General features: G+C 66.7%; 23 protein-coding genes. 10 read left to right on the top strand and 13 right to left on the bottom strand.

Features of this window, described 5'->3' with window-relative positions; all coding sequences use genetic code 11:
* The first annotated feature begins 15 nt into the window (after positions 1-15).
* Positions 16-240, top strand: a complete 225-nt coding sequence (locus SMD14_RS14785) for a DUF3188 domain-containing protein (protein ID WP_321214105.1) — start codon at positions 16-18, stop codon at positions 238-240.
* Here the strand turns inward: SMD14_RS14785 and SMD14_RS14780 are convergent.
* A complete protein-coding gene (locus SMD14_RS14780) occupies positions 228-1901 on the bottom strand; it encodes a SulP family inorganic anion transporter (protein ID WP_321214104.1) in 1674 nt (557 codons plus the stop codon). The two genes, SMD14_RS14785 and SMD14_RS14780, sit on opposite strands and share 13 nt — an antisense overlap.
* Positions 1898-2278: a metalloregulator ArsR/SmtB family transcription factor gene (locus tag SMD14_RS14775; protein ID WP_321214103.1), complete on the bottom strand. Its 381-nt coding sequence runs from the start codon at positions 2276-2278 to the stop codon at positions 1898-1900. The genes SMD14_RS14780 and SMD14_RS14775 overlap by 4 nt, the downstream gene beginning before the upstream one ends.
* 120 nt (positions 2279-2398) lie before the next feature.
* Between SMD14_RS14775 and SMD14_RS14770 the strand changes: the two genes are divergently transcribed.
* The 5 genes from SMD14_RS14770 (at position 2399) to SMD14_RS14750 (ending at position 6724) form a co-directional block, all read left to right on the top strand.
* Complete coding sequence (locus SMD14_RS14770; protein WP_321214102.1) at positions 2399-2860, top strand: MaoC family dehydratase N-terminal domain-containing protein; 462 nt, start codon at positions 2399-2401, stop codon at positions 2858-2860.
* Between the two features lie 2 nt (positions 2861-2862).
* A complete protein-coding gene (locus SMD14_RS14765) occupies positions 2863-3300 on the top strand; it encodes a MaoC family dehydratase (protein ID WP_321214101.1) in 438 nt (145 codons plus the stop codon).
* Between the two features lie 39 nt (positions 3301-3339).
* Positions 3340-4407, top strand: a complete 1068-nt coding sequence (locus SMD14_RS14760; protein WP_321214100.1) for a UDP-N-acetylmuramate dehydrogenase — start codon at positions 3340-3342, stop codon at positions 4405-4407.
* An 80-nt stretch (positions 4408-4487) separates the two neighbouring features.
* Complete coding sequence (locus SMD14_RS14755) at positions 4488-5597, top strand: winged helix DNA-binding domain-containing protein (protein ID WP_321214099.1); 1110 nt, start codon at positions 4488-4490, stop codon at positions 5595-5597.
* A 164-nt stretch (positions 5598-5761) separates the two neighbouring features.
* Complete coding sequence (locus SMD14_RS14750; protein ID WP_321214098.1) at positions 5762-6724, top strand: hypothetical protein; 963 nt, start codon at positions 5762-5764, stop codon at positions 6722-6724.
* A gap of 84 nt (positions 6725-6808) precedes the next feature.
* Here the strand turns inward: SMD14_RS14750 and asd are convergent, their stop codons facing one another.
* From asd to SMD14_RS14695, 11 genes are all read right to left on the bottom strand, one after another.
* A complete protein-coding gene (asd, locus tag SMD14_RS14745; protein WP_104998668.1) occupies positions 6809-7951 on the bottom strand; it encodes an aspartate-semialdehyde dehydrogenase in 1143 nt (380 codons plus the stop codon).
* Between the two features lie 81 nt (positions 7952-8032).
* Positions 8033-8470: a hypothetical protein gene (locus tag SMD14_RS14740; RefSeq protein WP_321214097.1), complete on the bottom strand. Its 438-nt coding sequence runs from the start codon at positions 8468-8470 to the stop codon at positions 8033-8035.
* A gap of 1 nt (position 8471) precedes the next feature.
* Positions 8472-9134, bottom strand: a complete 663-nt coding sequence (locus tag SMD14_RS14735) for a hypothetical protein (RefSeq protein WP_321214096.1) — start codon at positions 9132-9134, stop codon at positions 8472-8474.
* A 19-nt stretch (positions 9135-9153) separates the two neighbouring features.
* Complete coding sequence (locus SMD14_RS14730; protein WP_321214095.1) at positions 9154-10125, bottom strand: hypothetical protein; 972 nt, start codon at positions 10123-10125, stop codon at positions 9154-9156.
* 113 nt (positions 10126-10238) lie between these two features.
* Complete coding sequence (locus SMD14_RS14725) at positions 10239-10457, bottom strand: NF038396 family protein (protein ID WP_104998664.1); 219 nt, start codon at positions 10455-10457, stop codon at positions 10239-10241.
* A 3-nt stretch (positions 10458-10460) separates the two neighbouring features.
* Positions 10461-11045, bottom strand: a complete 585-nt coding sequence (locus tag SMD14_RS14720) for a dihydrofolate reductase (RefSeq protein WP_157241584.1) — start codon at positions 11043-11045, stop codon at positions 10461-10463.
* Entirely contained in the window at positions 11042-11845 is an 804-nt protein-coding gene (locus SMD14_RS14715) for a thymidylate synthase (protein ID WP_321214094.1), read from the bottom strand. Before SMD14_RS14715 ends, SMD14_RS14720 begins: the two co-directional genes overlap by 4 nt.
* 44 nt (positions 11846-11889) lie before the next feature.
* Entirely contained in the window at positions 11890-12858 is a 969-nt protein-coding gene (locus tag SMD14_RS14710) for an NUDIX hydrolase (protein ID WP_321214093.1), read from the bottom strand.
* Between the two features lie 11 nt (positions 12859-12869).
* Positions 12870-15119, bottom strand: coding sequence for an RNA degradosome polyphosphate kinase (locus SMD14_RS14705; RefSeq protein ID WP_321214092.1), 2250 nt, complete (start codon positions 15117-15119; stop codon positions 12870-12872).
* Between the two features lie 128 nt (positions 15120-15247).
* A complete protein-coding gene (gene mshD, locus SMD14_RS14700) occupies positions 15248-16219 on the bottom strand; it encodes a mycothiol synthase (RefSeq protein ID WP_321214091.1) in 972 nt (323 codons plus the stop codon).
* A gap of 33 nt (positions 16220-16252) precedes the next feature.
* Positions 16253-16951, bottom strand: coding sequence for a response regulator transcription factor (locus tag SMD14_RS14695; protein ID WP_157241588.1), 699 nt, complete (start codon positions 16949-16951; stop codon positions 16253-16255).
* Between the two features lie 339 nt (positions 16952-17290).
* Between SMD14_RS14695 and SMD14_RS14690 the strand changes: the two genes are divergently transcribed.
* From SMD14_RS14690 to SMD14_RS14675, 4 genes are all read left to right on the top strand, one after another.
* Positions 17291-18058: a permease gene (locus tag SMD14_RS14690; RefSeq protein ID WP_370460630.1), complete on the top strand. Its 768-nt coding sequence runs from the start codon at positions 17291-17293 to the stop codon at positions 18056-18058.
* A 172-nt stretch (positions 18059-18230) separates the two neighbouring features.
* Complete coding sequence (locus SMD14_RS14685) at positions 18231-18839, top strand: FABP family protein (RefSeq protein WP_321214090.1); 609 nt, start codon at positions 18231-18233, stop codon at positions 18837-18839.
* Positions 18840-18939: 100 nt separating this feature from the next.
* The gene (locus tag SMD14_RS14680) at positions 18940-20025 is read left to right on the top strand and encodes a glycine cleavage T C-terminal barrel domain-containing protein (protein ID WP_321214089.1); all 1086 of its coding nucleotides are present in this window, start codon (positions 18940-18942) and stop codon (positions 20023-20025) included.
* The gene (locus SMD14_RS14675; RefSeq protein ID WP_321214088.1) at positions 20022-20456 is read left to right on the top strand and encodes an ankyrin repeat domain-containing protein; all 435 of its coding nucleotides are present in this window, start codon (positions 20022-20024) and stop codon (positions 20454-20456) included. Before SMD14_RS14680 ends, SMD14_RS14675 begins: the two co-directional genes overlap by 4 nt.
* Positions 20457-20505 lie beyond the last annotated feature (49 nt).

Here is a 20505-nt window from a genome sequence, read left to right as displayed (position 1 = left end):
CGGTAGACTTTCAGGGTGCTGAACGAATTCTGGGCCACCGCGCCCACCCGCTACAAAGTCCTGGTTTTCAGTGCGATGGGACTGATCGCCGTCGGAATTATCCTCAACCTGGTAGGCAACACCAGCGGCAACTCCGGCCTGGCCACGGCCTCCCTCCCGCTGATCGGGCTGGGCCTGGTCCTGCACATCGCCGGGATTGTGGTCCGCGGCCAGGCGATCCGGAAGGGCTACAAGCGGTAGCCGGCGTTACGGCGGACGTGGCTGCGGGCGTGTTCCACTGCCTCCCCGAGGTGCCCGAACAGGTGCTTGTGGTGCCGCAGGGACCGGATCACTCCCACGTTCGTCACCAGCCGCAGGTGGTCCGGCCGGACGCCCTTGAGTAGAACGGTGATTCCCCGGAGCTCAAGCGCGGAGACCACCTCCACCAGTGCATGCGCGCCCGTGGCGTCCAGCATCCTCAGCTGGGAAAGTCTGATGATGGCCACCTGGACGTCCTTGACCTGGCTGATCTCCTGCAGGATCCGTTCGGCGGCCCCGAAGAACATGGCCCCGTCCAGCCGGAGGACGGCGATGTGCTCGTCACCCTCGGCGCGCGGACCGGGGATCTCCTCCCGCTGCACGCTGCTCAGCGAGGCGAACGTGCGCAGGGCAAAGAGGGCTGCCGCCGCGAGCCCTATCTGGATGGCAACGATCAGGTCGAACGCCACCGTGATGATCGCCGTCAGGATGAAGACGGCGGCGTCGGACCTGGTGGAGCGGAGGATCGCCGCAACGGTCCGCCGGGACACCATCCGCACCGCAGTGACCATCAGGACTCCGCCGAGGGCTGCCAGCGGAATCCGGCTGACCATGCCTGAGGCGAGGTAGACAATCGCGAGCAGCACCACGGCGTGGACAGCGGCAGCCAGGCGGGTTTTTGCACCTGAGCGGACGTTCACAGCCGTCCGTGCGATGGCCCCGGTGGCGGGCATGCCGCCGAAGAGGCCCGCAGCGATTGACGCCAGGCCCTGGCCTGTCAGTTCCCGGTCCGGGCTGTACGGTCCACTCGGTCTGCCGTCCGGCCCGGTCATTCCTGCCGCAACCCGGGCGGACAGCAACGACTCGATGGCCGCAAGGCAGGCGATGGCCACCGCGGGCATGGCCAGGCTGCCCAGCAGATCCAGGTCAAAGACGGGAACCGCGGGGGCGGGCAGGGAATGCGGCAGGGGGCCGATCCTGGGGATGTCCAGCCGGAACAGCTCGGCGGCCGCCGTGGCGAGGAGCACCGCGATCAGGCTGGCGGGCAGGGCCTTGAGCAGCTTCTGCACCAGGACCATCACGACGGCGATTCCCGCCACGACCGCGAGGGTCAGCAGGGCAGCCGGAACCGTTGCGGCGGATGCGGCTTCCACTGCAGCGATGAGGGTGTTGTGGCCCGGGACGCCGGATGTTCCGGTGGCGGGCGGAACCTGCTGGAGGAAGATAATGGCGGCGATCCCCAGGGTGAAGCCTTCCACCACGGGCCAGGGGATGAAAGCGACCGCCCGGCCCAGGCCGCTGAATCCCAGGACACAGACCAGGAGCCCCGCCATGAGTGACAACGGGGCCACGCTGCCGGCGCCGTGGACTGCCACCACAGGGGCCAGCACCACAACCATGGCACCGGTCGGGCCGGACACCTGGACGGGCGATCCGCCCATCACGGCTGCCACCAGGCCGGCCACGATCGCCGTGATGAGCCCGGCCTCCGCACCCACTCCCGAGCTGACGCCGAACGCCAGGGCCAGCGGCAAAGCAACAATGCCCACCGTGATGCCGGCCAGCAGGTCAGTCCGCCACGATGCTCCAAGTCCCGCGTAATCCAGCTTCGAGGGCAGGAACCGGCCGGGGTGCCGCCTGTCAGTGCTTACGCCCGGCTTCACGAGGCGGGCCCGGCAGCGAGGTGCCCCGCAGGCAACTGCTGCGCCAGCCGGAGCTGTTCGTTTGAATCGGCAAGGTTGTCCAGGAGGAATGTCCGCGCGATGGCAAGCAGTTGGGAAATCCCGGGGTGCGCCAGCCGGTAGGTCACGGCATTGGCGGTGCGCACAGAGGTGACCACCTTGTGCTTGCGCAATGTGGCCAGGTGCTGGGAGAGGTGCGAGGCTTCAAGCCCGGTCTCCGCCAGGAGGTAGCTCACTGCTGCGGTCTCCTGCGGCGACGCTGCCAGCAGCTCAAGGATGCGGATCCTTGCAGGGTGCGCCAGCCCCTTGAAGAGGTTGGCCTTGATTTCGTACAGCGGAGCCTGGGCGGAAGGCAGCACGGGAAGCTCCTCGACGTGACACTGACGGCCAATGCGCCAGCGAATTGATGGATTGATAAATTCATCATATCAAGGTGGTGCAAGTCCCCTGCCGGGCGGGGCAACGATAGGCTGGAACCCATGACTATCAATCCGGACCTGCAGGGCCGAAGCTACCCTGCCGCAGAGGTGTACGACGTTGGCCGTGAGAAAATCCGCGAGTTCGCCCGCGCCGTGAAGGCCACCCATCCCGCGCACTTCGACGTCGACGCCGCCAAGGCCCTGGGCCACGCGGATCTTGTTGCCCCTCCGACGTTTGCCATCATCATTGCCCAGCGCGCCGACGCCCAGCTCATCGAGGATCCGGAAGCGGGCATCGACTTCTCCCGCGTGGTCCATGCAGACCAGCGCTTCACCCACCACCGGCCGATTTTCGCCGGAGACCGCCTCGTGGCGGAACTCCACGTCGACGGCGTCCGGGCCATGGGCGGCGGGGCAATGATCACCACGCGCTCGGAGATCTTTGCCCTCGGCACGGATGATTCCCGTGACCCCGTCACCACCACCACGTCGTCCATCCTGGTCCGAGGAGAGGGACAGTAACCATGAGCCACAGCATTCACGACCTCAGCGCCGGCCAGGAGATCGGCAGCCGCACCATCGAGGTCAGCCGCACCGACCTGGTCAAGTACGCCGGCGCATCCGGCGACTTCAACCCCATCCACTGGAACGAAGCCTTCGCCACCAGCGTGGAACTGCCCGGCGTCATCGCCCACGGCATGTTCACCATGGGCTCGGCCGTGCAGCTGGTCACTGACTGGGCAGGCGACCCGGCCGCCGTCGTCGACTTCCAGACCCGCTTCACCAAGCCCGTCCTGGTCACGGACACCACGGGCACCGAGCAGCCTGGCGCCACCATCGAAGTCAGCGGCATCGTTGGCAAGCTCGACGCCGAGGCGAACACCGCACGAGTTGACCTCACCGTTGTTTCCGCGGGACAAAAGGTCCTGATGAAGGCCCAGGCCGTCGTCCGGCTCAGCTGAGCCGGGAAGCGTGTCCCACTTTGCCGATAGGGTTGTCTGGTGACTTCCACCCTGCTTTCCCAGCTCACAACGGCCGCCGTCGGGGGCCCCGCCGGCACCTACATCGAGGCCCGCACCGAGGCTGAGATCATCGAGGCCGTCCGGTCAGCCGACGCCGCCGGGGAGCCCCTGCTGATCATCAGCGGAGGCTCCAACTTGCTGGTTTCCGACGACGGGTTCCCGGGTACGGTGGTGAAGATCGCCTCGGAAGGCTTCACGGTCAACGCGGAGGATTCCTGCGGCGGCGTGGCCGTGGTGGTGCAGGCCGGCCACAACTGGGACAGGCTGGTGGAATACGCTGTTCTGCACGCGTGGTCCGGGATTGAGGCCCTCGCCGGCATCCCGGGCTCCACGGGGGCCACCCCGGTGCAAAACGTCGGCGCCTACGGCTCCGACGTGTCCCAGACCATCGCCGCCGTCCGGACCTGGGACCGCGAGCGGAACGCCGTCAAGACTTTCACGAACTCGGAGCTGAAGTTCGGCTACCGGGACTCCATCCTCAAACAGACCACCACCAATGGCTCGCCGCGTTACGTGGTGCTGACCGTGGAGTTCCAGCTGCCCATCGGCCGGATGAGCGCTCCCATCCGGTATGCGGAGCTGGCCCGCTCGCTGGGCGTGGAGCAGGGCAAGCGGGCCTACTCCACGGACGTGCGCCGGGAAGTGCTGCGGCTGCGGGCATCAAAGGGAATGGTGCTGGACCCGGCGGACAGGGACACCTATTCCACGGGGTCGTTTTTCACCAATCCGATCGTCCCCGCTGAAATCGCCGCAGCCCTTCCGGAAAAGGCACCCCGCTACCCGGCGGGCCATGACGGGATGGTGAAGTTGTCCGCGGCGTGGCTCATCGACCAGGCGGGCTTCGGCAAGGGCTTTGGGCTGGAGCCGGGCAGTGTGAGCGGGGGCCGGGCGTCCCTGTCCACCAAGCACACCCTCGCTATTACCAACCGCGGCTCTGCCAGCGCTCAGGACGTGCTGGCGGTGGCGCGGGAGGTGCGTGCCGGCGTCGAAAGGCGCTTTGGCATCCGGCTGCACCCGGAACCACTGCTTATCGGCTTGGAGCTTTAGCCCGGGCGGTGTCAGGGTCATCCACCACCCCGGGCCAGGCGCGCGGGCGGGCGGCCCGGAACCGGGCCTAAGATGGGCACATGGCTGTCGACCTGCACCGGCGCAACCCCAAAATCCTGGGCCGCCTGAGGATGGTTTCGCAGGGCCTCGCAGGGGGAACCCACGCGTTCGGCCCGGTCGCCGAAGCGGTGCGTTGGATGACCGCCATGCAGGCCCAGGACCTCCAGGCAGCCATGTGGGCTGTGGGCGCCAGGGTGTCCGGATGCGGCCTCACCGATGTCCGATCCGCCATTGATTCAGGTGCCGTGGTGCGGTCCTGGCCGATGCGCGGAACCTTGCACCTGGTAGCTCCGGAGGACCTGCGGTGGATGCTTGACCTCACAGCGGACCGGCTCACCAGGAGTATTGCCGCGCGGCACCGGGAACTGGAGATCACGTGGGCGGACATCGAGAAGTGCCGGGACATCGCGCTGGAGCATATTGCCGGGGCCGGTCCCGCCAGCCGCACCGAACTGTTCGCCGCCTTCGACGCAGCGGGGCAGCCGACCCGGGGCCAACGGGGCATCCACATCCTGGGGGCCCTGTGCCGGCACGCGTGGCTGGTTCAGGGGCCGCTGGCCAAGAACCAGCAGTTGCTGGTGCCCTTCGAGGAATGGATACCCGTTTCGCGCAGCCTGGAGCGGCAGGAAGCCGTCGCGGAGTTACTGCTGCGGTACCTCCGAAGCCACGGCCCTGCCACCCTTCGTGACTTCGCCTGGTGGACCCAGCTTCCCCTCACCGAGGTTCGCGCCGCCTTTGAGGACGCCAAGCATGAGTTGGTTGAACTGGAATTCCGGGGCACAACCTATTGGCTGTCGGCTGAGACAGCATCTCTCCTTGACGGCGGCCTGCCCGGACAACGGTCCGTCCTCCTGCTGCCCGGCTTCGACGAGTTCCTGCTGGGCTATGCTGACCGGCGCGCGGTCCTGCCGCCCGAGCATTCCGACAGGATCGTGCCCGGCGGCAATGGCGTCTTCAAGAAGACACTGGTGGCCGGGGGAGAGGTGATCGGCACATGGTCCCGCGACGGCGCCGGCCCGCGCGCCGCCGTCGTGCCCGAACTCTTCGACGCCACCAAGCCGCTGGGGCCGGCCGCCAGGGCAGCGTTCGCCAAAGCCGCCCAACGCTACCTCATGTTCCTGGACAACTGACTCTGCGGCCCTGCTCGCACAAGCGGTGCTGCCCCGCACAAGCGGTGCTGTGCAAGACCGCTCGTGCGGGGCAGAGCCGCTGTCGGGTATCAGGTCGTGGCGACTGTCCACATCCTGCTGCGGCCTGCTTCCGCCAGTGCGCCATGGCGGACCACTCTTGGACCATGAAACCTGACAAGATCCGGGAACTGCTGGACGAGCGCTGGCCCGAGTTCCCTGTGGCAGCAACTCAACAGTTGTCGCGCGCGGGCCTCGAAGACAGGATACTGACGGCGGCAGTGCGCACGGGACTGGTCATCCGGCTGCGTCGGGGTGCGTACGTCCGAAGCACCTACTGGCACGGTTTGAAGCCATGGGTTCGGGATGGCCTGCTGGTGCACGCCCACCACTTGTCCACGGGCGGGGCGTCACGGTACAGCCACGTGAGCGCAGCAAGGTTGCATGAATGCCAGGTCTGGGGCGCGGGGCCACGGGTGCATGTCACCACGGGCTACGCCAACTCGCGAAAGAATGCCGGCGAAGACGTCAGGACGCATCGGGCACGCCTCGGCAGCACGGATCTCACATCGTTCCTGACCAGTGACGGAAGGGAAATTCTCGCAACCAGCCTTGCGAGGACCGTCCTGGACTGTGCCCGGACCCTGCCACTTGAGCAGGCCGCCGTCATAGGCGACCACGCTCTCCGGAAAGGAGCCGACCTGCCTACGTTGCGCCGGCTCCTCGACGAAGGGCCGGAAAAGCGGGGGAGCCGGCGCGCGCGTCTTCTCCTCGACTCGCTTGACGGACGCTCAGAATCGGCAGGCGAAACGCGAACCAGGCTACTGCTGCATTCCCTTGGCAGACGAAACTTCACACCCCAGGTCGAGATACTAACGTCCGTCGGGCTCTTCCGCGCTGATTTTGCCGACCCTGGATCGAAGATCATCATCGAGTTTGACGGCGCCGGCAAGTACACGGACTACCGGTCCACGGGCGAGGTGTTGCTGGCCGAGCGCCGGCGGGAGACCGCGCTGATCGAGGAGGGGTGGTTGGTTCTTCGGCTGGTGTGGGCGCACCTTGATCGCCCTGCCGAGCTCAACCGCCGCATCCAGGCCATGGCAGAACGCTCCCGGAGAAGGTCCGCCTGACAACGTGGACGGCCCTGCCCCGCAGGAACGGTGCCGGTCAACACCGTTTGTGCGGGGAAGGGCCGCTCGAGGGCAGCGGAAGCGTTACAGGTTCCCGGTGGCGATGTTGAGCATGCGGCGCAGCGGCTCGGCGGCGCCCCAGAGGAGCTGGTCGCCCACGGTGAAGGCGCTGATGTACTGCGGGCCCATTTCCATCTTGCGGATGCGGCCCACCGGGATGTCCAGGGTGCCGGAGGCGGCGACGGGGGTCAGGTCGGCCATGGAGGCTTCCTTGGTGTTCGGAACCACCTTGGCCCACTGGTTGTCCTCGTCGAGCAGCTTCTCGATCTCGGCGACGGACAGGTCCTCGCGGAGCTTCAGCGTCAGGGCCTGGGAGTGGGAGCGCATGGCACCGATCCGGACACAAAGGCCGTCCATGATCACGCGGTTTTCCTCGGAGGTGCCCAGGATCTTGTTGGTCTCCACCCCGGCCTTCCACTCTTCCTTGGACTGGCCGTTGCCCAGGTCCGCGTCGATCCAGGGGATCAGGGAGCCGGCCAGCGGCACGCCGAACTGGGTGGCGTCAATGTCAGTCCGCTGGTGGGCCAGGACCTTGCGGTCAATGTCCAGGATGGCCGACGCCGGATCGTCCAGTTCCGTGCTGACCTCGGCGTTGAGCGTGCCGAACTGGCTGAGGAGCTCACGCATGTGCCGTGCGCCGCCGCCAGAGGCAGCCTGGTAGGTCATGGAGGTGCCCCACTCCACCAGGCCGTTCTTGAACAGGCCGCCGAGGCCCATAAGCATGCACGAGACCGTGCAGTTGCCGCCGATGAAGTCCTTGGTGCCGTTCACCAGGCCCTTGTCGATGACGTCCCGGTTGATCGGGTCCAGCACGATGATTGAATCGTCGTTCATGCGCAGGGTGGAGGCGGCGTCGATCCAGAGGCCGTCCCAGCCGCGGCTGCGCAGCTCGCCGTGGACCTGCTTGGTGTAGTCGCCGCCCTGGGCGGTGACAATAATGGGCAGCTTAGCCAGCGTGTCGACGTCGAACGCGTTTTCGAGCTTGCCGGCGCTGCCTGCTGCTGTTCCAGCAAGCGTCGGCGCGGCACCTCCCGCGTTGGACGTGGAGAAGAACACCGGGTTGATGTTGGCGAAGTCGCCCTCGTCCTGCATGCGCTGCATCAGGACGGAACCGACCATGCCGCGCCATCCGACCAGGCCGACGGAAGGGGTAGCTGCTGTAGTCATTCGTCCAGTTTAGACTTCGGAACCGGGACGGCGCAGTCGGTTACGTCACTGCCCGGTCCGGCAGTCACAACCGGCGGGGTGCTACCTGTCGAACTGGCGGGCAGTGGGCTCGGGGACTCCCCGTTCCGCGCGCAGGCGCTTGGCCCGGGAAGCCACGCTCGCCATCCGCCCGGCGTACAAGACACCGCCGATTCCGGCAACGGTCAGGATCAGGGCGCCCCACAGCGGGTCCTGGCCGCGGCTGGTGGGTCCGGCCACCAGCATGACGGAAAAAACCGCCACGGCCGCGAAGAAAGCGGCCATCAGCAGGAAGCCGCCGGCGGACCGCACCTGCGGGTGTGAGCTCGCCGTGACCACGCCGAGCTCTTCCCTGGCATAGCTGTGAAGCCTGCCCTCCGCAGTGCGGAACAGGATCCGCTTCTCACCCTGTGCCAAGGCCTGGTCGTGGTAGGCGCGGACCTGGTCGTCGGAGCCGGAAACGTTGCCCGGGTTGTTGCTGCCTGGAATGCCGTTCTGCACGCTAGTCCTGTCGGATTGATCGGATGTGGTCCAGCACCTGGCTGTCGGTGAGGCCGTCGATTTCCCGGATGGGCTCCGCAGGGCCATCGATAATGCCGTATCCCACGGCCCAGCCCTGGCCGCTGCGTTTAACCAGCAATTGCTGCCCGGCCCCGTCCACCAGCAGCCGGATGGTGGCGCCGCCGGAGGGGTTCTCTTCGAGGTGCTTGCGCACAATGAAGAAGTTGACTTCCGCCGGCGTGGAATCGGGGCGCTGGGCCATGGCGAACCAGCTAAGGTACGCGCGCGGCTGCAGCAGGATCCGGTAAGCGGGCGACTCCACAGACAGGACGTTGTCCACGGAGTCTGCGGTCAGCAGGTTGATCTGCACCCGTTTGGTTGCCTCCGCCAGTGCGCTGGTGACCGCGGCGACCGGGCCGTCGACGGACAGCTCACCGCCCGGTTCAACGGTGGCCGCACCGCGGGCCACCAGGGAGGAAGCGCCGGCAGAGAGAAGCGGGGTGTCGTCGAGTTCGCCCTCCAGCCGGAGCGCTTTCGCGGATGCTTCGGCGCCCGGGCCGCGCCGGAGGTTCAGGAGCACCAGGAGTTCTGCGAAGCCAAAGCCGATGGCATCCGGAAAGCCCCCGGCGGTTGAGGACCTGGCTGTGGTTGTTGTCTCAGTCACTGAATGTTCTCCTCAGTTTTCAGAAGCCAAAGAAATCGCCGACGGCGTCCACGCCGTCGCCGACAGCGTCGCCAACGGCCTCTGCCCCGTCAGCGATCTTATCGCCTACGTAGTTGACGGAGTCGTGGATGACAGGCACGTTGTCGTAGAGGGCCAGCGCGCCGCTGGCCACCATGCAGGCCGTGCCGATGGGAGGCGGAGCGAAGGAACCGGCGCCCAGCAGGGCCTTGGTGGTGGAGTACGCGGCAGAACCATAGTCCCCCTCCTGGAAGTTATTGAAGGCGTCGAGGGAGTCCAATCCCACGCCCACGACTCCCAGGCCCTTGCTGAAACCATCAAGGTACTTGAACGCGTTGCCTTCCTTGGCAAGGTTGAGTACCTCATGGAACTTGCCCTCGAACAGGTTGTTGGACATGTTGAAGAACGTGCTGAAGGCGTTGGAGTTCTGGAAGGCCCGCCAGGCCACCGGGTCCATGAAGTCACCGATACGTGACTTATGGAGCATCGCGCCAATGTCGAACAGGCCCGCCCGCAGGTTCGGGAAGGCCTTGATGAGGCCGTAGATGTCCCACCCGTCCCGGAACGGGGAATCCGGATCTGCCAGCCAGCCGGGGCCCCAAGGGTTGTTGCTGCCTTGTCCGGGGACAGTCCCGCCCGGACCGCCGCCACCAGGCACGCCCGCACCCGGGCCTCCTGTCCCGGGCCCGCCGGAACCGCCGGCGCTGCTCGCCCTGTCCTGTTCATCGGCGTTTGTGAGCAGGAGCTTTGATTCCTGCTTCAGGCGAGCCGCCGTCTTCTGCAGGAGCGCCCGGTGGTTGCCGTTCCAGTCGGAACGGAAATGTTCAGCATCCCGGCCCTTCCAGGAGGGCGTGTTGTTGATCTGGCTGCTCAGCTGTGTGGACTGCTGCAGCAGCAGGTCCGCCGTTGTGCCGAACTGCTTCGCGAGCGTCCGCAGCTGCTCAACGTCGGCGCCCCACAAGTTTCCTGCCACCAGGCATCCCCCAATCTCTTGAAACAGCCGTTCCCTGACGCTGCAGGCCCCAGCCTAGTGAACAACCCGGGACGTGCGCGATGGGGTGTCCTCCCCATCGGCGGACAATGCCACTAGCGAGTGTCGGATTCCTCCCGCACAGCGGCTTTTCGGGCACGCAAGGCGAAGAACGCACCGAACGCGAAAACCTGAGTCACCACCACCAGCACGATGGCTCCGGCGATCTTGTTCCCGCCCAAAATCATGGTGAGCCCAACAATCGCGGACAGGAGAGCCAGGAGGGGGAGAAGCATGTACCCCAGGACAAACAGGGTTTCCGGTTTCTTCAGCATGACCTAGCCCTCGGTCCTTGACCATTTGGTGAACCTGTAGCGCGTGCCGTTGGCGGCCGTGAGCCACCCGTCGGGCGGGACGGAGACGGACGCCTCCCAACTGGTGCCAAGCTCCGGGGCGAACGTGTCGCCGTCGGCCTCGACATCGATGGTGGTGACCACCGCAACGTTGGCGAGCTCGGTGGCCTGGCGGAAAATCTCGCCGCCACCCAGGATCCAGACCGTGTCCCCGCCGTCCACGAACTGCGACTCCAGCAGTGCGTCGTCAAGGGAGGGAACCACGACGGCGCCCTTCGCCTCGGGCGTTTCGGCCCAGCTTTTCTGCCGGGTGACCACGATGTTGGTGCGGCCGGGCAGGGGGCGGTATTTGTCAGGGAAGGACAGCCACGTTTTGCGGCCCATGATCACAGGGTGGCCCATGGTCAGCCGGGTGAAGTGCTTGAGGTCCTCCGGCAGGTGCCACGGCATGTCGCCGTCCTTGCCGATGACACCGTCCGGGGTCTGCGCCCAAACCAGGCCAACGCCGGTCACGGAGGCGGCAAGTTCCTCAGTGAAGGACTGCGGGTCAGTGAAGTTCTCGGTGCTCATACGGCGATCGGGGCCTTAATGGTCGGGTGGTGTTTGTAGCCCACCACTTCGAAGTCTTCCAGCGTGTAGTCGAAGATCGACGCCGGCTTGCGGGTGATCCTCAGCTGCGGGTACTCGTACGGCTCCCGTTCCAGCTGCTTGAGGACCTGGTCCATGTGGTTCTCGTAAATGTGGACGTCTCCGCCGGTCCAGATGAACTCGCCGGGCTCCAGCCCCACCTGCTGCGCCACCATGCAGGTGAGCAGCGAGTAGGAGGCAATGTTGAAGGGGACGCCCAGGAACATGTCCGCGGAGCGCTGGTACAGCTGGCAGGACAGCTTGCCGTCAGCCACATAGAACTGGAAGAAGGCGTGGCACGGGGGCAGGGCCATGTCCTGGAGCTCGGAGACGTTCCAGGCGGACACGATGTGCCGGCGTGAGTCGGGGTTGGCCTTCAGGTTGTCGATCAGCTCCGCGATCTGGTCAATGTGGCCGCCGTCGGGAGTGGGCCAGCTGCGCCACTGCACACCGTAGACAGGTCCGAGGTCGCCATCGGCGTCGGCCCATTCGTTCCAGATGGTGACGCCCTGGTCCTGCATCCATTTGATGTTCGTCTCACCGCGCAGGAACCACAGGAGCTCTACTGCCACGGACTTGAAGTGCACCCGCTTGGTGGTGATCAGCGGGAAACCCTTCGTCAGGTCGAAGCGTATTTGGCGGCCGAAAACGCTGGTGGTTCCGGTTCCGGTGCGGTCCGATTTGTGCGTGCCGGAAGCCAGGACATCGCGGAGGAGGTCTTCATAAGGCGTTGGGATGCTCACGGCTAAAGTCTACTTGGCCGGTCCGGGGAGCCGCTGCGCGACATTCAGTCGTCGAACGGCTTGAACTGCTCCACGGCCACGACCCGTCCCTGCCCGCCTGGAGCCACGTGGCACACCACCAGTTCGCCGGGGGAGAGGTACGGCTCCTTGGCCGGCAGGAGCGCGCGCAGGTGCGCCGGCATGTGCCGGCCGAGCTGGGTGAACACGGTGGGCAGCGCGGGGCGGTGCGTGCAGATGACCACCGGCCGCTGCTTGTCGAAAAGGCCCTCGATGACGGCGGCCGTTTTCTTGGGGCTCCGCTGGTGCCGGTGCTCCGTGAGCGGCTCCGCGAGCTTCACCTTCGCCCCCGCCGCCTTCGCGTAAGGCGCCACTGTTGCCACGCACCGCAGCCAGGGGCTGGTCACCACGCGGAGCGGCTTCCAAGCGTGCAGCAGCCTGCTGACGGCCTGCGCCTGCCGTGTCCCCGTGGCGGCAAGCGGCCGCTCGCCCTCTGCCTTGCTCCAGGATGAACGCGGCTTGGCCTTGGCATGCCGGAGCACCACGAGCGGCCACGTGTCCAGCTCCCCGCGCCTGTGCGCGTCGTGCAGGTACTGAAGAGGCACGACGTCGGAGGGATTGGACAGCAGCGCAGCCGCCTTCTCGGGGGTGCACCACATGACGCTGTCCACCTCCTTCCCGTCCGGAAGCATTCTGACCCCGTTTGCCTTGACGGCCCAATAGTGGACCACCTTGAGGCCGGAGGCCACGTGGTAGTGGATGGGCGGCAGCGGGATGCCCAGCTGGGCGATGAGCCCGATTTCCTCCTGCACCTCCCGGACCGCGCACTCCGGCACCGTCTCGTCGTCGTCGATCTTCCCCTTGGGCCACGACCAGTCGTCGTAGCGCGGGCGGTGGATCAGCAGGACTTCAAGCTTGTCCTTCACCACGCGCCAGGGCAAAGCGCCGGCAGCCGTTACGGCTACTGGTTCCCCCGGGTGGTCTGTCTGGTCTGCTACAAGTGCATCGCTCGACAAAACAGTGGCCCTTAGCGCCGGCTCAGGCTGCGCTGCCGGGGGCGGGAGGCCAACAGCCAGGACTGGACGTCTTCAAGGGGCGTGCCGTCGTCGGACAGGTGGTGCCGGGTCCAGACCCCTTGGTTGTCGAGGTGCCAGCTCGCGGTTTCGGGATCCATGTAGCGCTTCAGCAGGTCAAGGACGTAGGTGATGTCGTCGGCGCTGGCCAGCTGGACCAGGGCCTCCACCCGGCGGTCCAGGTTGCGGTGCATCATGTCCGCCGAACCGATGTACACCACCGGATCCCCGCCGTTGGCGAAGGCGAACACGCGGGAGTGTTCCAGGAACCTGCCCAGGATGGAGCGGACGGTGATGTTGTCGCTGAGGCCCGGCACTCCCGGGCGGAGGGAGCAGATTCCGCGGACCACCACGTCCACTTTCACGCCGGCCTGCGAGGCCCGGTACAGGGAATCGATGATGGCCTCATCCACCATGGAATTGACCTTGATCTGCACGCGGCCGGGGATTCCGGCACGGGCATTGCGGATTTCGGTTTCAATGCGGTCGATCAGCCCCGAACGCACGGAACGGGGTGCCACCAGCAGCCTCTTGAACGTGGATTTGGGTGCATAGCCGGAGAGCTGGTTGAACAGCTTGGACAGGTCTTCGCCCACCTGCTCGTTGGCGGTCAGCAGGCCCAGGTCCTCGTAGTAGCGGGCAGTCCGGGGGTGGTAGTTGCCGGTGCCGATGTGGCAGTAGCGGCGCAGCCCGTCAACCTCCTGGCGGACCACAAGCGAGAGCTTGCAGTGGGTCTTGAGTCCCACGATGCCGTAGACCACGTGCACGCCGGCCTGTTCCAGCTTGCGCGCCCAGGAGATGTTCGCCTGCTCGTCAAATCGCGCCTTGATTTCCACCAGGGCCAGGACCTGCTTGCCGGCCTCGGCCGCATCGATCAGCGCGTCCACGATGGGGGAGTCGCCGGACGTGCGGTACAGGGTCTGCTTGATGGCCTGGACCTTGGGGTCCGCGGCCGCCTGCTCCAGGAAAGCCTGGACGGAGGTGGAGAACGAGTCGTAAGGGTGGTGGAGCAGGATGTCCCGCCGGCGCATGGCGGCAAACACGTTCGCGGCCTTGGACGTCTCCGACTCGTTGAGGTACCGGGAGGTGTGCGGAACGTGCTTGGGGTAGTGGAGGTCGGCACGGTCGATGCCGGCAATCACGGACAGCCCGCGCAGATCCAGGGGAGCCGGAACGGAGTAGACCTCGGATTCCTCGACGCCCAGCTCGCGGATCAGCAGCGCGCGGATGTTCGGGTTGATGTCGTTGGTGACTTCAAGCCGGACAGGCGGGCCGAAGCGGCGGCGCAGGAGTTCCTTTTCGAGGGCCTGCAGGAGGTTCTCGGCGTCGTCCTCCTCCACCTCAACGTCCTCATTCCTGGTGACGCGGAAGGTGTGGTGCTCGAGGACCTCCATCCCCGGGAAGAGCTTGTCCAGGTGGACGGCAATGACTTCCTCAAGGGCGATGAAACGGGCCACGCGCCCGGCCACCGCGCCGGCACGGGGACCGTCGATGGAGATCAGGCGCGGCAGCTGGTCCGGCACCTTGACGCGCGCGAAGAGCTCCTTGTCGCTGACCGGGTTGCGGACCACCACGGCGAGGTTGAGCGAGAGCCCCGAGATGTAGGGGAAGGGGTGGGCCGGGTCCACCGCCAGGGGCGTAAGGATGGGGAACACCTTCTCGGCGAACATGACACTGAGCTGCTGCTTGGCGGTCTCATCCAGTTCGTCCCAGTGCATGAGGTGGATGTGTTCATACGCCAGGGCGGGGCGGAGCTGCTCGGCATAGACCCGCGCGTGCCGCTGCTGCAGCCGGTGGGCCTCTTCGCTGATCCGTTCCAGCACCTCCACGGGGCTGAGGCCCGCGGGGGAGGGGACAGCCAGGCCGGTGGCGATGCGCCGCTTGAGGCCTGCAACCCGCACCATGAAGAACTCGTCCAGGTTGGAGGCGAAGATCGACAGGAAGCTGACGCGCTCCAGCAGGTGGAGCGTGGCGTCCTCGGCCAGTTCCAGCACGCGGGAATTGAAGCTGAGCCAGCTCAGCTCCCGGTCCAGGAAGCGGTCCGGCCGGATGTCGCCCTCCGGCTGCAGGTTCGGCGCGAACTCCGGGATGTCAATGCGGTCCTGGGTGGCGCGCGACGCCGGAACCTCCGAGGAACCGAAGCGGGCACGCACCGGCACTGCAACATCCTGTGACGTGGCTGATCCGGAAGGTTCCGGGTTCATGGCATCTCCTTTACCTGGCGGTTGATGCTGGCGCTTCCGGCCTGCGCGGTCCTGCTTCAACCTTACAAGCATTCAGCAGGCCGAAGACCGCTGATTTCCGGCCCGCACCTGATACTCCGCTTGCAGGACTAGCCCGCTGCCACCGGCCCGTACATGACGTCCATGTCCCAGCGGGTGAACCCCAGCCGCCGGTACAGCGAAACGGCAGGGGCGTTGTCGGCATCTGTGTAGAGCATGACCGCGTGCAGTCCCAGGTCCTGGAGGTACCTGATGCCGGCTACGGTGAGGGCTTTGCCGAGGCCCATGCCCTGGGCAACAGGCGCAACACCTACTGCGTAAACCTCACCGATGGCGGGGTGGGGGCCGTGCTGGGGGTGGACCTTGGTCCAGTGGAACCCAAGCAGCCTGCCCTGCCGGTCCTCGGCCAGCAGGAAGCCTTCGGGGTTGAACCAGTCCTCGGCCATGCGCGCCTCAAGGTCGGCCCGGGTCAGGCTGCCCTGTTCGGGGTGGTGGGCGAAGGCAGCCCGGTTCACGGCCAGCCAGGCTTCCTCATCCTGGCCGGGGACAAAGGCGCGGATGGACACCCCCTCCGGCAGGACGGCCTCGGGAAGGTCCGCCCCCGCCGTCGTCATCCTCATTTTCCAGAGCTCACGGACGGGCCCAAATCCATAGCGGGCGGCCAGTTCCGCGGCGGCCTCGTGGTTGCCGTGGGACCATGCCTTCAGCCCGTCCAGCCCGCGGCTGTCCTTGAGCGCGCCCACCAGGCGGTCCGCCACGCCCTGGTTCCGGTAGCTGGGGTGGACGGCGATCTCCAGCACTCCGGTGCCGTCAGGGGATTCCACCACCACGGCAAATCCGGCGAGGTCCTGCCCGCTGGCGGGATCGGAGTCCTCGTCCGGGGCATAGAGCGCCAGGGTCAGCACTGAGTGCTCCGCCGAATCGCCGGCCCGCATGGTCACCTGGGTCTGCTCCGAAATGGAGGGATTGCCGTCCGATTCCTCTGCCGCGGCCAGGAGGTCCCGGCAGTCCTTCAGCAGCTGCTGGTCAACCGCGCCCCGTTCAGCATGGACGGGCCACTTCTCTGGGTGCGCTGGAGTCATGAGGCAAGGCTATACGGGAAGCGGCTCGGGCGCTCAGGCCTCGGTGAGCTCATCCTCCTGCTGCCGCACCAACGTCAGACGGTAGCCCACGTTGCGTACGGTGCTGATGAGGTTCTCGTGATCGGCGCCCAGCTTCGCCCGCAGCCGCCGGACATGGACATCCACGGTGCGGGTGCCGCCGTAGTAGTCATAGCCCCACACTTCGGTGAGCAGCTGCTGGCGGGTGAAAACTCGGCCGGGGTGCTGTGCCAGGTATTTGAGCAGCTCAAATTCCTTGAAAGTCAGGTTGAGCGGTGCGCCGTTCACGCGGGCAGTGTAGCTCGCTTCGTCGATGACGACGCCGGCGGCCCGGATCTCCGTTGGCGTGTCCTCCTGCTCGGGGACGGCGCGCGCCACAGACAGCCTGATGCGGGCTTCCACTTCAGCGGGCCCGGCGGAGTCCAGCACGATGTCGTCCACGGCCCAAGCCGAGGAAACAGCCGCCATGCCGCCTTCGGTCAGGATCAGCACCAGCGGCGCGCTCAGGCCGGTGGCCTTGAGCAGCTGGGTGAGGGAGCGGGCGCCCACCAGGTCCTTGCGGGCATCCAGCAGCACGATGTCGCAGGGATCGGTCTCCAGCAGCGCGGTGGGCTCGGCGGGGAGGATGTGGACCCGGTGGTTCAGCAATTCCAGGGCAGGCAGGATGTCTACCGAAGAGCCAGGGCTGTTCGTCAAGAGCAGGATGTGCGACATTGTTCCTCCAAGGGCCGTCCGCGCATCATTGGGCGACTGAACCGGGTTTCCACCGGCCGGTACTGGCTTCCTGCTCGGGTCTTGGGCCATTGTTCAGGGCGCCGGCCGGCCACCTCAGCAGGGAGCGTAGCTGAGCTTTGAGTATACCCGGCGGGGCCTTCGCAGCCATGGATTCGGCGCGGATGAGGGGACGTTTTGCGACATATGCCGTTCACATAAGGCAGGATTGAGCCAAGGGCCCCGACGCCCTCCGCGAAGGGCGGCCCGCCTTTCCAGGTCGACGCCAGGATGGGATTGCAGCGCAGTGAGTGCAGAAACTAAGTCCAGGCCGGGTTCCGCGTGACGGCGGAACTGCAGGCGCCTGCGCGGTCCTTGGGCTCGTGGACCATCGGCGTGGCGGGAATGGCCGGCCTGGCCGCGATCATTGCCGGGGTGTATACCTCCCGCGAGGTGCTCGTAGGCGTTGCGGTGGCGATCGCCGCCGCCATCGGCGTCGGCTGGCCGCACTTCCTCCGTATTCCTGCCAAGAAGACCCTGGCTGCGGTGATTGCCGTGCCGGGCGCCGGAGCCGCGGTTGGCGCCGGCCTGGCTCCTGCTCCCGGGTACCTGGACTGGACCCCCGCCTTCATCGCGCTGGGCATGATCGCCGTCTTCGTGGTGCAGCTGATCCGCGGAACCGGGCAGGCGCAGCGGCTGGAATCCACCCTGGGATGCTGTGCAGGGGTGCTGCTCGCCTGCCTGGGCTCCGGCTGGATAGCGGGCGCTCGGTTCAACGGGGTCCGGGAGATGCTCTTGGTGGCGGCCATCAGTGCCGCGGTTGCCCTGCTGGCCGGGCTGATCCGCTGGCCGGACAGCGTCGTGGCACCCCTAGGAATCGTGATGGCCGGCCTGGCCGGGCCCCTTGCCGGACTGGTGTTCTCGGACATTGCGGTCCTGCCGGCCGCCATCTTCGGCGTCGTCGTCGGGGCGGTGCTGGCAAGCTTCCGGCGGCTCGTAACGCTTCGCGGTGCACCCCTGAACATCCAGGCTGCCCTTAGCATGGGCCTTGCGCCTGTCTCGGCGGTGGGTTCCCTGGCCTACTTCATAGACAAACTACTCATCTACTAACGCGTTAGGATGGCACCATGTCCGTACTTGCATTTGAAATCTTCTTCCTTGTCCTGCTCGGCATCGCCAGCCTCGCCATGGCCTGGTTCGCCGGCTTCGTGGTCTACCGCCTGTTCAAAGGCCAGAAGTAGTCCCCTTTTTCCGGAGCTAGCCGTTTCCCGAGGTAATCGCAGTGCCCATTGAGATTCCTACAGACCTGACTCCCGAACTTGTTCCGCTTTCCTGGCTCATTGGTGAGTGGGAAGGCCGCGGCCGCCTCGGCAGCGGGGACGAGGACTCGGAGCATTTCCTGCAGCACGTGTCCTTCACGCACAACGGGCTGCCGTACCTTCAGTACCGCGCGGAGAGCTGGCTGACGGACGACGACGGCACGCGCCTGCGGCCGCTCACCGTCGAGACCGGTTTCTGGGCGCTGGAGCGCAAACAGCTTGATGCCGACGGCGGCCCGGGCCTGATCCCCGCGGACATCGTTCCGGCGCTGAAGAGTGCCGACGAAGTGGAGGCCCTGCGCAACAGCGAGGGCGGGTTCGACATCTCGGTGTCCATTTCGCACCCCGGCGGCATTTCCGAGCTCTACTACGGGCAGATCAAGGGCCCGCAGATCCAGCTCACCACGGATATGGTCATGCGCGGCAGCCACTCCAAGGACTACAGCGCCGCCACGCGCATCTTCGGCCTGGTGGACGGAAACCTCCTGTGGCGGTGGGACGTCGCCGTTGGCGGCAAGGACGGAAAAGGCCTGGAAGCGCATGCCTCGGCCTTCCTGAAAAAGGTCTCCTGACCCCTCCCCGTCCTTCGGCGCTGAGGGCGCAGGCGGCGGGATCCCGCGTCGATTTGCAAGAATCCGGAATACCGCCGAGCCCCAAGGACTTCTACTACATATGACTACTCCCAGCCCCCTGCTGTCGCGCCCCGGCGCCGTCGAGGCGGCCGGTGCCGACGCCGGTGTTGCCGCCCACTACGGTGAGCCCCTCCGCGAGCAGCGCGCCCTCGCGGCCGGAACCGCCGTCGTCGACCTCTCCTCCCGCGGCGTCGTGACGGTGACGGGTCCGGACCGCCTCAGCTGGCTCAACACCCTCTCCTCGCAGCAGGTCACAGGCCTGCAGCCGGGCGAGTCCAGCGAACTGCTCCTTTTGAGCGTGCAGGGCAGGATCGATTTCGACGCCAGGGTGATTGACGACGGCGGCACCACCTGGCTGATCGTCGAGGCCGCCGAAGCCGCCCCGCTGGCAGAGTTCCTCAACAGGATGAAGTTCATGCTCCGCGTGGACATCGCGGACGTCTCCGCCGACTGGGCCGTCATCGGCAGCACGAAGGCAGTTCCCGAATGGTCCGGCCTGCTGGCCTGGCAGGACCCGTGGCCGCACGTGGGCGCGGGGGGTTACTCCTACGCCACTGTCCCGGAGTCGGGCCATCCCGGCCTGGAGCGGCCGTGGTTCGAGTACCTGGTGCCGGCCGACGAGCTGGAGCGGACAGTGGGAGAGCGCCCCCTTGCAGGCGTCCTCGCCGCCGAGGCGCTGCGCGTGGCCGCCTGGCGCCCCCGGATCGGGGCCGAGACGGACGACAAGACCATTCCGCACGAACTGGACCTCCTCCGGACCGCTGTGCACCTGGCCAAGGGCTGCTATAAAGGGCAGGAAACCATCGCGCGGGTGCACAATCTGGGCCACCCGCCCCGGCGCCTTGTCTTCCTCCAGCTGGACGGCTCGCAGCACACGTTGCCCCAGGCCGGCAGCCCCGTACTGGCGGGGGAGCGGAAGGTGGGGACCGTGACGTCAGTGGCGCAGCATTATGAGATGGGCCCGGTCGCCCTGGCAGTCATAAAACGTTCGGTTGCGCCCGATGAGATACTGACGGTCCTGGATGGCGACGAGCCGTACCCTGCTGTCCAGGAAATCATCGTTGCCCCGGACGCCGGCCAGGTCGTGGGGCGCCAGACCGGATTCCTCAGGGGGCCACGTTCATGACCGAAGACGCCGGAACCAGCGCAGCACTGTCGGGCACAGCACCACCCGGCCCAGCGCCCGACGACGAGACGCTGGCCTTGGCGCAGTCGCTCTTCCAGGCGGCACGGGAGGGGGAGACGGCACTGTTGCGTGCCTACCTCGACGCCGGCGCTCCCGCCACCTTGACCAACGCGGCGGGTGATTCGCTTCTCATGCTGGCCGCCTACCACGGCCACGCGGAGACCGTCCAGCTCCTCCTGAAGCACGGTGCCGAGGCCAACTCGTCGAACGACCGGGGCCAGACCCCGCTCGCCGGAGCGGCATTCAAGGGTTACACCGGCGTTGCCCGGGCACTGCTCGACGCCGGCGCCGATCCGGACGCAGGTTCGCCGTCCGCCCGCGCAGCCGCCCAAATGTTCGCCCGCCAGGAGATCCTGGACCTCCTGGGCTAGCACCACCGGGTCCCGCCCGGCGCATCACAACCTGAGGAAGGATTGCCCA

The sequence above is a fragment of the Pseudarthrobacter oxydans genome, from assembly GCF_034258515.1.
GTDB lineage: Bacteria > Actinomycetota > Actinomycetes > Actinomycetales > Micrococcaceae > Arthrobacter.
The sequence above is the reverse complement of the archived record's forward strand: the minus strand, read 5'-3'. Positions and strand labels throughout refer to the sequence as shown.